Here is a 14,124-nt window from a genome sequence, read left to right as displayed (position 1 = left end):
TGTCTGTGTCTTATTTAGTTAGGTCCTGCTTCAATTTCATCACGTATTCGGCCACTTGCCAACGCTCGGTATAATCCAGTTGCCCTGCGTAAGATCCCATGGAATTAAGTCCGTAATAAATGGTGTGATAGGTTGAGCCCACGTTGATATTCCTTGCAGCATCTGCATAAGAAGGAACACCCAGAATTTTCTCCCTTTTTACCAAAGTACCCTGTCCTGCACCTTTTGCTCCATGACAAATAGCACAGTATATATCGTATAACTCTTTCCCAACAGCGAGGTTTTCCTCGGCGTTAAGGGAATCGAGCGGACTTGGTTGCAACCTAGCCAGGTCTTTTCCTTCCAGGTCGTTAGCAAATTCATAGGGAAGCCAACCTCTTGAAATTGAATTCTCAGCCGGTTTCATCGCTTCCGTACCGCTTGGCAGAAAATCTACTTCCTGATAGGTTTCATAACCTACAGGGAAATACATATTGGGCATGTACTGATAGTTTCGGCTATCCTTGTCGGCGCAGGAAACCATCGCTATTACAGCCGCGAATAAAATTCCTATTTTCAGTATTTTCTTCATATGTCCAGTACTACTTTTCTACCTGATTTATTTCTACAGCGCCTGATTCCTGCAACATCGTCATCAATCCTTTTTCATCGCCGGAATAAACTTCTATTTCCATTACAAAATGATCATCCGTGGTTCTCACATCCGGATTTTCTGCCTTTTTAAATGGCCACAATCTACTTCGTAGGTAGAAGGTGATCACCATAAGGTGTGCCGCAAAGAAGACCGTAAGCTCAAACATGATAGGCACAAAGGCCGGCATGTTTTGGATATAGGTAAAACTAGGTTTCCCTCCTATGTCCTGAGGCCAGTCTTCAATCATGATGTAATTCATCATCACTATAGCCACAATCAAGCCCAGGCAGCCATACATAAATGATGTAATCGCAATCCTGGTTGGCGCCAGTCCCATCGCTTTGTCCAGTCCGTGAACCGGAAAAGGGCAATACACTTCCTCAATATGATGCTTGGTGGTTTTCACCTTTTTAACAGCCTGCATGAGGATGTCATCATCGTTGTAATAAGCATGTATAACTTTAGAGGCCATAATTACGATTTCTTATTTAGTTTCATTGCCTGTCCTGCCCAGTCGTCTCGTTGTGCCCTTCCGGGGAATGCCCCGGTAATTTCATCCAGCATACGATATTCCGTATCCGTCATCCTACTCACCTGAGCAAAGGTGTAAATCCCGATCTGGTTAAGGGTCTGTTCCATTTTTGGACCAATCCCCTTCACTTTCTTCAGGTCATCGGCTTTGTCAGTATCAGGGTCAAAGGTTCCCAGTTTTGAAAGCAGGTCACCCACTTTTGCTGTTTCTTCGGGTTTGGTAACCTCGGCGACCTCAACTTCCCTTGCAGGAGCAATTTCGGTCGGCATTTGATATAAAGGCTGACCCGCATCTCTAAGTTTCTTGTATTTTGAACCTGATGATTTCAAGATGGATTTGACCTCAGCCTGTGCGATTACCGGGAATGTTCGGGCGTAAAGCAGGAAGAGGACAAAGAAAAATCCTATTGTTCCTATAAAAATACCAATATCGACAAATGTTGGAGAGAACATCGTCCATGAAGACGGAAGGTAATCCCTGTGCAAGGAGGTTACGATAATTACAAATCGCTCAAACCACATTCCAATGTTTACCACGATGGAAATCACAAAGGAGATCACAATACTCGTTCTGATCTTTTTAAACCACATCACCTGCGGTGATACAACATTACAACTCATCATGAGCAGATACGCCCACCAATAAGGTCCTGTTGCACGGTTTAAGAAGGCGTATTGTTCATATTCCACACCTGAATACCAGGCGATAAACAATTCCGTGATATAAGCACATCCTACGATAGACCCGGTTACCATGATCACGATATTCATCAACTCTATGTGTTGTACCGTGATATATGCTTCCAGGCTACAAACTTTCCTCATTATGATAAGCAAGGTCTGAACCATTGCAAAGCCGGAAAATATCGCCCCGGCAACAAAGTATGGCGGAAAGATGGTGGTATGCCATCCCGGAATAACGGAAGTGGCAAAGTCGAATGATACGATGGTATGCACTGAAAGTACAAGTGGTGTTGCCAAACCGGCAAGAACCAGGGATACTTCTTCAAATCGTTGCCAGTCTTTTGCTCTTCCGGTCCAGCCAAAACTAACAAGGCCGTAGATCTTTTTCTGGAAGGGTTTAACTGCCCTGTCGCGAATCATGGCAAAATCGGGAAGAAGTCCTGTCCACCAGAATACGAGTGATACAGATAAATACGTTGAGATCGCAAAAACGTCCCACAGTAAGGGAGAGTTGAAATTCACCCATAGGGATCCAAACTGATTTGGAATTGGAACCACCCAGTAAGCTAACCATGGTCTTCCCATGTGAATGATCGGGAAGAGTCCCGCCTGGATCACAGAAAAGATGGTCATGGCCTCGGCCGACCTGTTGATCGCCATTCTCCACTTTTGGCGGAAGAGTAATAGTACAGCGGAAATCAGGGTTCCTGCATGCCCGATACCTACCCACCATACGAAGTTGGTGATATCCCAGGCCCAGTTAACCGTCTTGTTTAGCCCCCAAGTACCAATACCCGTGGAAATGGTATAAATAATAGCACCAATTCCCCATAGGAGTGCAGCCAGGGCTATGGAAAAGACAATCCACCACTGCCTGTTGGCCCTTCCTTCTATTGGAGCTGCGATATCTACCGAAACGTCGTGGTAGTTCTTGTCTCCAATAACAAGGGGTTTTCTAATAGGTGCTTCGTAATGCGACGCCATAGATTTTTGTTATAGTTAGGTTCTTTATTTCTTAATTACGCTTCGTTTGTATTTCTCACCTTCACGTGGTAAAATACGTTGGGTTTAGTTCCTACTGCCTCCAGCAAATGGTACATCCTGTCTTCCTTCTTCAACTCGGCTACCTGACTTGCTTTATCATTAATATCCCCAAAGACAATGGCTCCATTACTACATGCATTTGAACAAGCGGTCTGGAATTCTCCATCTTTAATCATACGTCCTTCGCGCTTGGCATCGAGTATGGTTTTCTGAGTCATCTGAATACAGAGCGAACATTTCTCAATTACACCTCTCGACCTTACCGTTACGTCAGGGTTGATCACCATTTTCCCAAGATCGTTGTTCATATGGTAATCAAACTCATCATTATTGTTATAGAGGAACCAGTTAAATCGTCTTACTTTATAAGGACAGTTGTTTGCACAATACCTTGTTCCCACACATCTGTTGTAGGCCATATGGTTTTGTCCTTGACGGCTGTGCGATGTTGCCGCCACCGGACAAACAGTTTCACAGGGAGCGTGATTACAATGCTGGCACATTACAGGCTGAAATGCCACCTGTGGGTTTTCAGCAGCTCGCTCCATTTCTTCAAAGCCTGATTTTGATTCGAAGGCCCCGGAGAATTCGTCTTTCTTTGTATTGTCATCTGCAAAAGTATCTTCTGAAGAATAGTATCTGTCGATTCGCAACCAATGCATATCCCTGGACTTGCGTACTTCGCTTTTCCCAACTACAGGAATATTGTTCTCGGCATGACAGGCGATCACACATGCCCCGCAACCTGTACATGCGTTCAGGTCTATTGACATATTAAAGTGATGCCCGATGGATCGGTCAAAAGATTCCCACAGATCGACAGTTGTAGCCGGAACTTCCTGGTGATTCAAGGAAACTTCAGGGACATGGTTCCACTCGTGAGCGTCTTCAGTATTGTATTTTTCAAGGGTGGTCTCTTTGATGATCTCACCTCTACCCATCAGGGTATTTTGCAATTGGATACATGCAAATTCGTGCATTCCGCTCGCCTTTTCAATCTGAACAGATTGAGTAGAATTAAAATTATTGTAGACCGAGAATGCGTTAACACCGGTTTGCATCTCCTCTTTCATACCTACCATCCTGCCATAACCAAAGGAAAGGCCTGCCGTATTGCGAGCCTGCCCCGGTTGAATGATCACAGGGACGTTGTTCAGGGTTACTCCGTTGACTGTGACGTTGGCATAGCTACCGTCTAACCCGCCGTTAGCTACCGTCTCATTGACGATTCCTAATTGATTAGCATCAGCTTTGGATAGAGTAAGGTAATTATCCCAGGAAACCCTGGTAATGGGATCAGGGAATTCCTGAAGCCAGGGGTTGTTGGCCTGTTGACCGTCGCCCATACCCACTTTGGAATACAATATAAGTTCCATTCCTTCTGAGGTGGTAGATGCTAGATTTTGTATTGCCTGAGATAAGACATCGTTCATTGAACTGGTCTCCTCAGAGGCCTCTCCTACGGTTGCTTCTTCAGCAGACGACGCAGAGTAAATCCCATCGTGCAAAGCCTTATTCCAGGAATCAGTACCGAGAACAGACTCGGTCCAATGTGCTTTGATATAATCGTAATAAGTTTGATCGCTACCCATCCAGATCAGCAGAGCCTGCTGGAATTGACGAGTATCAAATAATTCTTTGATCGTAGGCTGCATCAGGCTGTAATGTCCCTTTTTCATCTGAACATCACCCCACGATTCGAGGTAGTGATTAGCGGCAGCGGTAAACTGACTGCGCTCAGTAGTTTCGTTCCAATTGGTAGAAAAAGTAACTGAAAGTTCAACTTTCTCCATGCCCGCAGCAAATTCTTCGGCATTGGGCAAAGTATACATCGGGTTTACCCCGTCCATCACAAGCAAACCTACGTTTCCGGCGTTCATATCAGCAATCAGTTGCTGTACTTCTGTATTCTTTCCTTTTCTGATGTATTTTGGAGCCTGAGGATCAAAAGCTTCACTTCCCAACATCTCATTGATTGCCAGGACTACGCGTTGCACATTTACATCATCCAAACCACTGACGACAACTGCTTTGTTGCCTTTACTCCTGATTTCAGCAGCAACATTATTTACCATTGCCAGGGTTCCTTCGCTCAGGTCTGTACTTACTCTGCTGTTGTTCAACGTCCCGTATAAAGCAGCCAGGGCCTTTTTCTGTTCTGAAGGTTTCAGCGGTACTCTTTGATCGGCATTAGCGCCGCTCAGCGACATATTCGCTTCAAACTGTATATGCCTTGACATCTTCCCGTTTTTGGGGACACGACCTCTGGAATATCCGGCATCATAACCTCCACCCTGCCAATCAGAAAGAATATCAGCGCCGAAAGAGACGATAAGATCTGCTTTTTCAAAATGATAATCAGCCAGTGCTCTTTCCCCATAAGCCATTTCAAAAGCATCTAATGCAGCATCCTCGGATATCGCATCATAAGTGATGTGCTTCGCATTGGGATTGGCAGCAATAAAGTCGGCTATAAGTTTTTCTGTTGAAGGACTTGCATAGGTCTGGGTGAGTAAAACAGCTTGTTTTCCAGAACCGTTCAGCGATCCGAGCCTTGCCTTAACGGAGGCATCGAGAACAGCCCATTCCGCAGGCTCCCCATTTGAAAGGGGCCCCTGAAGTCTTGTGCTATCGTATAAAGAAAGGACAGAAGCCTGCACTCTGGCATTGGCTCCTCCATTGGTCGCTGCTTCTTTGTTGTTTTCAACTTTTATGGGTCGTCCTTCCCTGGTCTTGATCAGGATGCTGGCAAAATCAAATCCATTGGCCATGGTGGTGGCATAGTAGTTGGCCACGCCGGGAATAATCTGCTCTGGCTGGACCACGTAAGGAATCGATTTAATTACAGGACCTTCACAAGCGGCAAGAGAAGCTGCTGCGGTACTGAAGCCAACGTATTTAAGAAAGTCTCTCCTGTTGGTTTTCGAATCTGACAGACGTTGCTTGTCTCCCAGAAATTCATCTACCGGAATTTCTTCAGGAAACTCATTATCTCTTAGCTTCTGAATATTGGAATCAGCAGGAGTAAGGTCCGCCTCGTTTTTCCAGTATATTTTATTTGATGCCATACGATCTATCTGTAATTAGCTTCTTTGATTTGTTCTTAATAGTGACACTTCCCACATTCGAGTCCGCCGAGTTGTGCAGCAGTCAGGCTCTCAACCCCGTATTTCTCAGACAAAGCCTCGTGAATTTTTTCATAGTACGCATTGTCTTCCACGTTGACATTGGTCTCCCTGTGACAATTAATACACCAGCCCATGGTAAGTGGGGAGTATTGATACATGATCTCCATTTCTTCCACCGGGCCGTGACAGGTCTGACATTCGATTCCTGCAACAGTCACGTGCTGTGAATGATTGAAATACGCGAGATCCGGTAAATTGTGGATCCTAACCCATTCCACAGGTTTAGATTCCCCTGTATACCTTTGTTCTTCTTCATTCCACCCTACGGCTTTATAGAGCTTTTTAATCTCCGCCGTATAGAATTCGTTGGTGTAGCCATTAGCCAGATCTTCAGGTGTTGGACCTTCGGGATTCCCTTTGTATTCGTAAATCGACTTGTGACAATTCATACACACGTTGAGGGAAGGGATACCCGAATGCTTGGAAACCCTTGCAGAAGAATGACAATATTTACATTCAATCTTGTTGTCTCCGGCGTGGATCTTGTGCGAATAGTGGATAGGCTGAATTGGCTGATACCCTTGGTCTACTCCAATCTGCATCATCCAGCCATATGCGTAATAAGCACTAGCCAGTAGGAGGAAAATGGTCGAAACTAAAACCAGGAATTGATTTTGCGCAAATGCCTTCCAGATTGGCGTTCTCTTTTCGGCCTTAGCTTTTTCTACTACTACTCCATTGGCCTCTGCTATTCTTCTCAAAGTAGTATTGACCAGGATCAGCATCATGACCAGGAGTCCGAAAACCAGGACAAGTGCTCCGAGGATCACTTCGTTCGTAATACCTGATGTAGGTGCACCTCCGGCAGGAGCTGCCACTGTAGCTACGGCTTGAGCAGGAGCAGGTGGAGGAGCTGCGGTGTAAGCCAGAATGTTATCGATATCCTCATTGCTGAGAGTGGGAAATGCGGTCATTGCCGCCTGGTTGTACTCCTCGTATATTTTGTTCGCGTAGGCATCACCGGAGGCAATCATTCCTGCACTGTTCTTAATCCAGGCGTACATCCATTCTTTGTCAAGTCCTTCTTCTTCAGCCAGCCTTGCTTCCACATTGGCCAGGGCAGGACCCGTCATCTTCCGGTTTAACGCGTGGCAGGCAGCACAATTCTGATTAAAGAGCTGTTTTCCCTTCACTGCATCGCCTCCCGCAGTTGTTTCAGCCGACGCTTCAGCAGTCTCTGCTGCGGCAACCGCCTGATCTTGAGCGAATGAAAAGTTAGAAGTAAGTAGTAGAACTACTGCGAAAATCCCGAAAAATGTAGAAATCTGAGTGCGGTACGGAACCTTTTTCATATTGAAATTATTTCTATCGAAACATTGGCACGATAATTTCTTTATGCTAGTAAAAATATAAGCTTATCGCCAATTTTATTGGGGTCAAAAATACGACATAGACTTTATTTGGGAAATCCTTAACTATCGATAATTCATAATTTATACCTATTCTAAATAAGCTTTCCCTATTCTGTCTAAGCCCTAATGAATTACCTTTGTCAATAGCTTTTAATTTCAATCATCACACCCTATGAAAAACGCCTTATACACCTTACTTTTGGTCTTAATCCCTTTCTTGGGTCATGCACAAAACGGGGTAGTCACAGTTGAACAAGATCCTGAGATAACAGAGCTCCTAGAAATCTATAAAAAATCAATTCCAAAACTGCTTATTACACAATTCAGATTGGTTTTGGATCTTATGCCGAGGCAACCATTCTTCAAGATGATGCTTCCGTAGATTTTCCTCAATTTGGCACTAAAATTATTTTTGATTCCCCCACCTACAGAGTGCATTTGGGCAGGTTTAAAAACAAACTAGACGTGGAGCGGACTTTCGCCGAAGTTCGAAAGAAATATCCGCAATCCATTATCCTCAAACCCATTTCCAATAATTGAGACGAGCCACGTAATACCATAAAAAAACCCTTGCCGAAAGCAAGGGTTTTTTATTTAAATTCCTCTTTTTTACAGGGTCTTTTTAACGGCGACTTCCTGAAAGGCTTCAACGATGTCATTCTCTTTGATATCGTTGTAATTCTTAATCTGAAGTCCGCAGTCATAACCTTTACTAACTTCCTTCACGTCGTCTTTAAAACGTTTCAGAGACGCGAGTACTCCCGTATAGATCACTACCCCATCTCTGATGAGTCGGATATTGGAGTTTCTGAAAATCTTTCCACTGGTCACCATACACCCTGCAATAGTACCGATCTTGGAGATCTTAAAGGTTTCCCTGATCTCAGCAGTTCCGGTAATCTCTTCTTTAATCTCGGGTGATAACATCCCTTCCATCGCATCTTTGAGATCGTTGATGGCATCGTAAATGATGGAGTACATCCTGATATCGATCTCTTCTTTATCTGCAATATCCCGTGCATTGCCCATAGGTCTTACATTAAACCCGATGACAATGGCATCAGAAGCAGAAGCCAGAAGCACATCCGATTCAGTGATCGCACCCACACCTTTGTGGATAATGTTTACTTGTATCTCGTCAGTAGACAGTTTTTGGAAACTATCTGTTAAGGCTTCCACAGAACCATCTACATCCCCTTTAAGGATGATGTTCAGTTCTTTGAAATCACCTAACGCAATTCTACGTCCAATCTCATCAAGAGTGATATGTCGCTGTGTTCTAACAGATTGCTCTCTGAGTAACTGACTTCTCTTGGCAGCAATTTGTTTTGCTTCACGCTCGTCATCCAGGACGTTAAATTTATCACCGGCTTGCGGAGCTCCGTCTAATCCCAAAATAGAAATAGGGGTGGACGGACCTGCTTCATCAACTGATTTACCGCGTTCGTCCTGCATTGCTTTTACTTTCCCACTACAGGTTCCTGCCAGGACATAATCTCCAATTTTCAATGTTCCTGCAAGGACCAGGACGGTAGATACATACCCTCTTCCCTTATCGAGAAAGGCTTCTACAACCGTTCCTGTTGCGAGTTTATCCGGATTGGCCTTCAGCTCGAGCAATTCGGCTTCCAGAATTACCTTCTCAAGCAATTCCTTTACCCCTTCTCCCGTCTTGGCCGAAATATCATGTGATTGTATTTTACCTCCCCAGTCTTCAACCAGAAGATTCATTGCAGCCAAGCCTTCCTTGATCTTCTCTGGATTGGCGTTGGGCCTGTCTATTTTGTTGATAGCGAAAACAATGGGTACACTAGCTGCCTGGGCATGACTAATCGCCTCCTTGGTCTGAGGCATAATGTCGTCATCAGCGGCTATCACGATAATAGCAATATCTGTTACCTGTGCTCCCCTTGCCCGCATCGCGGTAAAGGCTTCGTGACCGGGAGTATCGAGGAATGCGATCTTTTGACCGTTCTCCAATTGCACTCCATAGGCACCTATATGCTGGGTAATCCCACCACTCTCGCCGGCAATTACATTTTCCTGTCTTACATAATCCAGAAGTGAAGTCTTTCCGTGATCCACATGTCCCATTACGGTAACGATAGGGGCTCTTGGTTTGAGATCCTCCGGCGCATCAACTTCTTCTTCAATAGACTCCTCAATATCGGCTGTAACGAATTCGACCTCATAGCCAAATTCCTCTGCAACTATTGAAAGCGTTTCCGCGTCGAGGCGCTGATTCATGGTTACCATGATCCCCAGTGACATACAGGCCGAGATAATCTGAGTAGTAGGAACGTCCATCATAGTGGCCACTTCACCTACCGTTACAAACTCGGTAACCTTCAGGACTTTGTTGTCCAATTCGAGTTGCTCGAGATCCTTTTCAGATTGTTGCCTGTGCTGGTCTCTTTTGTCTCTTCTGTATTTTGCCCCTTTGCCTTTTTTGGACTTCCCCTGTAATTTTTCCAGGGTTTCCCTAACCTGTTTTTGTACTTCTTCCTCTGTGGGCTCTACCTTAGATGTAACTCCTGCTCTTGATCCTCTTTTATCACCGGGTTTGCCTCGTCTTCCGCCACGAGGTCCTGAATCACTTATGATTCGTTTCCTTCTTTTCTTCCTGTCCTGTGGATCTGGCTTAGAAGCAGCCTCCTTTTTCTTTTTGGGCTTTTCAAACTTGGTGAGGTCTATCTTATCCCCCATGATTTTGGGGCCCGAGAGTTTTTGATAATTTGTTTCTATCGCCTCCGGCTTCTCCTCTTTCTCCTCTTCTTCAACCTTTTTCTCAGCAGGTTTAGCTGCTTTCGCTTTTTTCTTTTCAGGTTTAGCGGCCGGAGCTGCCTCCTTTATAGCCTCTGTTTCAACAGGAGCTTCAGGCTCAGCTACTTCTTCTTTCGCTTTGGATTTTTTATCTTTTTCAAGATCGATCTTACCCACCATTTTCGGGCCTGAAAGATCAGCCTTGGCTTTAACTACTTCAGAGGCTGCAGCTCTCTTTTCACGAGCCAGACGCCTTTCTTCCTGTTCTTGTTCGAGTTGTAGTCTTATAGCCTCCTTCTCTTTACGCTTTTCCTCCCCAACTTCGATAGAAGCAACCTTCTTGCTCATGTCGGTTTGGAATTCATCCAAGAGAACCTGATGCACCTCCTCCGAAATTTTCGTAGTAGGGCGCGCGTCAATTTCATGCCCTTTGGAGGCAAGAAAATCAACCGCCCTATCCAGGGAGATGTTAAGTTCTCTCAGAACTTTGTTAAGCCTTATTGTCGCACTGTCTGCCATAAATACTGTTTACTCTCTTATTTTTTTTCGCTAATATATAGCTTAATCTTCAAACTCGGCCTTTAGGATACGTACCACATCGAGTATGGTTTCTTCCTCGAGATCTGTCCTTTTTACAAGATCTTCCACATCCTGTTCCAAAACACTTCTGGCTGTATCCAGACCTATTTTCTTTAATTCTTCAATAATCCAGGCTTCAATTTCGTCAGAGAATTCCGTGAGTTCCACATCTTCTTCAACGCCTTCTCTAAAGACGTCAATCTCGTAACCGGTCAACTGACCAGCTAAACGTATATTGTGCCCCCCGCGACCTATCGCCTTGGAAACTTCTTCGGGCTTTAGATAAACCTGGGCCGTCATGTTTTCATCATTCAATTTTACCGTTGACACCCTAGCAGGACTCAGGGATCGGGTAACCATTAGTTGAGGGTTATTCGTCCAGTTGATCACATCGATATTCTCATTGCCCAGTTCTCTTACAATCCCGTGAATACGAGATCCTTTCATTCCCACGCAAGCTCCAACAGGATCAATTCGGTCATCGTAGGAATCTACGGCCACTTTCGCCTTTTCACCTGGAATCCGAACCGCCTTCTTAATAGTAATTAGGCCGTCAAATACTTCCGGAATTTCCTGAAAAAACAACTGTTCCAGAAAGGTGGGGGAAGTTCTAGACATAATAATCATAGGCTTGTTCCCTTTTAACTCCACACTTTCGATAATTCCCCTCACATTATCCCCTTTTCTGAAGAAGTCAGAAGGAATCTGCTTGTCCTTGGGAAGAATAATTTCGTTGCCCTCATCATCGAGCAAAATAATTGCCTTATGTCTGATGTGGTGAACCTCAGCGGTGTATATCTCGCCTTCCAGATCCTTAAATTGCTTGTATATAGTTGTGTTGTCGTGCTCGTGTATTTTAGAGATCAGATTTTGTCTGAGGGCCAGAATGGCTCGCCTTCCCAGATCGATTAGTTTCACTTCTTCAGAAACGTCTTCCCCAACTTCAAAATCGGGTTCAATTTTCCTGGCTTCTGATAGAGATATTTGTTCGTTAGGTTCTTCTACCTCACCATCTTCAACAACGACCCGGTTTCTCCAAATCTCCAAATCCCCTTTATCCGGATTGATAATGATATCAAAGTTGTCATCCGATCCAAATTTCTTTTTTAGGGCATTTCTGAACACATCTTCTAAAATTGCCATAAGGGTTACCCGGTCGATGAATTTGTCATCTTTGAATTCCGAGAATGATTCGATCAATGCGATATTTTCCATTCTGATCTAAAATTAAAATTTAAGTACTACGTTCGCTTTTATAATTTCTGAAAACGGGACCATCACGCTTTTTAAAACTGTGGTTTTTCCCTTCCCGATAGGTTTGGGTTCCCTCGCTTTCCATTCCAGTGTTATTCCTTCTTCTTCTGCAGAAACCAAAGTTCCTTTTACAGTAGTCTCCGAAGTCTTCACCTCCAGTGTTCTCCCGATATTTTTTCCGTACTGCCGTGGCATGGTCAGTGGTTCAGTGGCCCCCGGAGAGGTCACTTCCAATGAAAAATCAATGGCTTCTCTGTCCAGGTTATGTTCAATGGCCCTGCTTACCGTCATACAATCTTCCAGGTTCACCCCTTTATCTCCGTCAATCACTATTTTAATCTGATTGGCCGAACTCACCGTAAAATCGATAAGAAAAAGTTCCGGATGCTCCTTTAAAACCTCGTCCAATAAAGCCTCTGCTTGTTCCTTCAACATAAATATAAGTAACAAAAGAGGGGACTAAATTGTCCCCTCATGAATACTTTACTATCCTTTCAGTGGTGCAAATATACATAATTTTTATTAATATTTTAAACTCAAAAAGCAGTCGTTGGGAATTATAAATAAAGTGTACAGTGCCTTTGTATTCTGGATTTAGTTGTACTTTTATTTTACATATTAACTCCCTAATCAACTTCCTCACATGGATGTTTTCTCTTCTTACAATATTATAATTGAGGCGTCTGTAATCCTCATCCTCTCGTTTATTTTCAATGGAATTTCAAAAAGGACAAATATTCCTTCTGTCCTCTTACTGATTTTCCTAGGGGTGATCTTGCAATTTGTCCTCTCCTATTTCACCTCTGACAAGGTCGATTTTTTTCCGGCTCTTGAGGTCCTTGGGATCATCGGACTTATAATGATCGTTCTGGAAGCAGCGCTAGAACTCGAATTAAAAAAGGAAAAACTGGTCCCTATTCTCAAGTCGATGGCTGTTGCGCTTATCGGACTTCTGGGCTCGGCATACCTCGCAGCTCTAATTCTACATCAGTTCGTCCCTGACATGAGCATGCAGTCGGCCTGGCTTTACGCAACTCCTTTGTCGATTCTGTCAAGCGCCATCATAATTCCCAGTGTAAGCGGACTGGTACCGTCCAAAAAGGAATTTCACATCTATGAAAGCACCTTTTCAGATATCATGGGGATCATGATGTTCTATTTTCTGGTAGGTGAGATGAATCCGGCCTCACAAGGCGGTGCAGGTGGTTTTGCCCTCAATATTCTTTTAACTATTGTTATTTCGATCATAGCCAGTTATGCCATCATCCTGGTATTCCAAACTATTAAGAGTCAGGCCAAACTATTTCTCCTGATCGCGGTTTTACTCCTATTATATGCCATAGGTAAACAATTGCACTTGTCCTCCCTCTTGATCATTTTGATCTTTGGTCTGGTCATTGCAAATATGAAATTGTTCTTCAGGGGCAAATTCGCTACTTTTCTGGATCATGAGAAGGCACATCGCATATATCACGAGTTGCATATCGTAACCCTGGAAACGGCATTTGTGGTCAGGACATTTTTCTTTGTCATTTTTGGTCTCACTATAGCTATCGCTTCGCTTTTTAGCTTTACCGTTGCGTTGATCAGCTTGCTGATTATCCTATCTATATATGTGGTACGCTTCGTAATTCTTCGGACCTTCTACGGCAGTGATATTCTACCTCAGCTTTTTATCGCCCCAAGGGGTTTAATAACTGTCCTGCTTTTCTATGCGATTCCGGCGGAAGCCCAAATTGCCACCTTTGAACCCGGAATCCTTCTCTTTGTAATTATCGGTACCAGCCTAATCATGACCTGGGCAATGATAAAGGATAAAAAGAAAACAAAAACGCTAGTGGACCTGGCCGATGAGGAAAAGGACATTCTGGATAAGGAAAAAGCTACAGTCGTACTTGAAGGATCAGATACTGCCCCTGAAGTAGATAGAATAGATCCCATTGAAGAAGATCCTGAAACGTAAAAACCCATCGCTTTCACGATGGGTCTTCGAGCTCAGCTGTTGGCCTACTAGGACTCGAACCTAGAACGACTGGACCAAAACCAGCTGTGTTGCCAATTACACCATAGGCCAATGATGTTTAAGAGCGTGCAA

General features: G+C 44.1%; 11 protein-coding genes and 1 tRNA gene. 3 read left to right on the top strand and 9 right to left on the bottom strand.

Going from position 1 to position 14,124, the window contains the following annotated elements:
* Nucleotides 1-10: 10 nt before the first annotated feature.
* Genes EQY75_RS01255 through EQY75_RS01235 form a run of 5 tightly spaced genes read right to left on the bottom strand, consistent with a single transcriptional unit; the run spans nt 11 to nt 7,373 of the window.
* A complete protein-coding gene (locus tag EQY75_RS01255) occupies nt 11-571 on the bottom strand; it encodes a c-type cytochrome (RefSeq protein WP_129602142.1) in 561 nt (186 codons plus the stop codon).
* Between the two features lie 10 nt (nt 572-581).
* Entirely contained in the window at nt 582-1,106 is a 525-nt protein-coding gene (locus tag EQY75_RS01250) for a DUF3341 domain-containing protein (protein ID WP_129602141.1), read from the bottom strand.
* Between the two features lie 2 nt (nt 1,107-1,108).
* The gene (nrfD, locus tag EQY75_RS01245) at nt 1,109-2,833 is read right to left on the bottom strand and encodes an NrfD/PsrC family molybdoenzyme membrane anchor subunit (protein WP_129602139.1); all 1,725 of its coding nucleotides are present in this window, start codon (nt 2,831-2,833) and stop codon (nt 1,109-1,111) included.
* 35 nt (nt 2,834-2,868) lie between these two features.
* Entirely contained in the window at nt 2,869-5,961 is a 3,093-nt protein-coding gene (locus EQY75_RS01240; protein WP_129602137.1) for a TAT-variant-translocated molybdopterin oxidoreductase, read from the bottom strand.
* Nucleotides 5,962-5,996: 35 nt separating this feature from the next.
* Nucleotides 5,997-7,373 carry a c-type cytochrome gene (locus EQY75_RS01235; protein WP_129602135.1) on the bottom strand — a complete coding sequence of 459 codons (1,377 nt, stop codon included), beginning with the start codon at nt 7,371-7,373 and terminating at the stop codon, nt 5,997-5,999.
* Between the two features lie 232 nt (nt 7,374-7,605).
* Between EQY75_RS01235 and EQY75_RS14145 the strand changes: the two genes are divergently transcribed.
* Together EQY75_RS14145 and EQY75_RS14140 are read left to right on the top strand one after the other, a co-directional pair.
* Nucleotides 7,606-7,815, top strand: coding sequence for a hypothetical protein (locus EQY75_RS14145; protein WP_246019939.1), 210 nt, complete (start codon nt 7,606-7,608; stop codon nt 7,813-7,815).
* Nucleotides 7,728-7,973, top strand: coding sequence for an SPOR domain-containing protein (locus tag EQY75_RS14140; protein WP_342774070.1), 246 nt, complete (start codon nt 7,728-7,730; stop codon nt 7,971-7,973). The genes EQY75_RS14145 and EQY75_RS14140 overlap by 88 nt, the downstream gene beginning before the upstream one ends.
* 69 nt (nt 7,974-8,042) lie before the next feature.
* On the opposite strand, the gene infB is transcribed toward EQY75_RS14140, so the two are convergent.
* From infB to rimP, 3 genes are read right to left on the bottom strand one after another with little or no spacing between them, the layout of a single operon-like run.
* Complete coding sequence (gene infB / locus EQY75_RS01225; RefSeq protein ID WP_129602134.1) at nt 8,043-10,715, bottom strand: translation initiation factor IF-2; 2,673 nt, start codon at nt 10,713-10,715, stop codon at nt 8,043-8,045.
* A 42-nt stretch (nt 10,716-10,757) separates the two neighbouring features.
* The gene (nusA, locus tag EQY75_RS01220; RefSeq protein ID WP_129602132.1) at nt 10,758-11,990 is read right to left on the bottom strand and encodes a transcription termination factor NusA; all 1,233 of its coding nucleotides are present in this window, start codon (nt 11,988-11,990) and stop codon (nt 10,758-10,760) included.
* Between the two features lie 12 nt (nt 11,991-12,002).
* Complete coding sequence (gene rimP, locus EQY75_RS01215) at nt 12,003-12,464, bottom strand: ribosome assembly cofactor RimP (protein ID WP_129602130.1); 462 nt, start codon at nt 12,462-12,464, stop codon at nt 12,003-12,005.
* A gap of 208 nt (nt 12,465-12,672) precedes the next feature.
* Between rimP and EQY75_RS01210 the strand changes: the two genes are divergently transcribed.
* On the top strand, nt 12,673-13,992 hold the full coding sequence (locus tag EQY75_RS01210) for a cation:proton antiporter domain-containing protein (protein WP_129602128.1): 1,320 nt from the start codon (nt 12,673-12,675) through the stop codon (nt 13,990-13,992).
* Nucleotides 13,993-14,031: 39 nt separating this feature from the next.
* Here the strand turns inward: EQY75_RS01210 and EQY75_RS01205 are convergent.
* Nucleotides 14,032-14,103 (bottom strand) — tRNA-Gln (locus EQY75_RS01205).
* Nucleotides 14,104-14,124: the final 21 nt, after the last annotated feature.

The sequence above is a fragment of the Muriicola soli genome, from assembly GCF_004139715.1.
Lineage (GTDB): Bacteria > Bacteroidota > Bacteroidia > Flavobacteriales > Flavobacteriaceae > Muriicola > Muriicola soli.
This window is presented reverse-complemented; position numbering and strand designations above follow the sequence as displayed.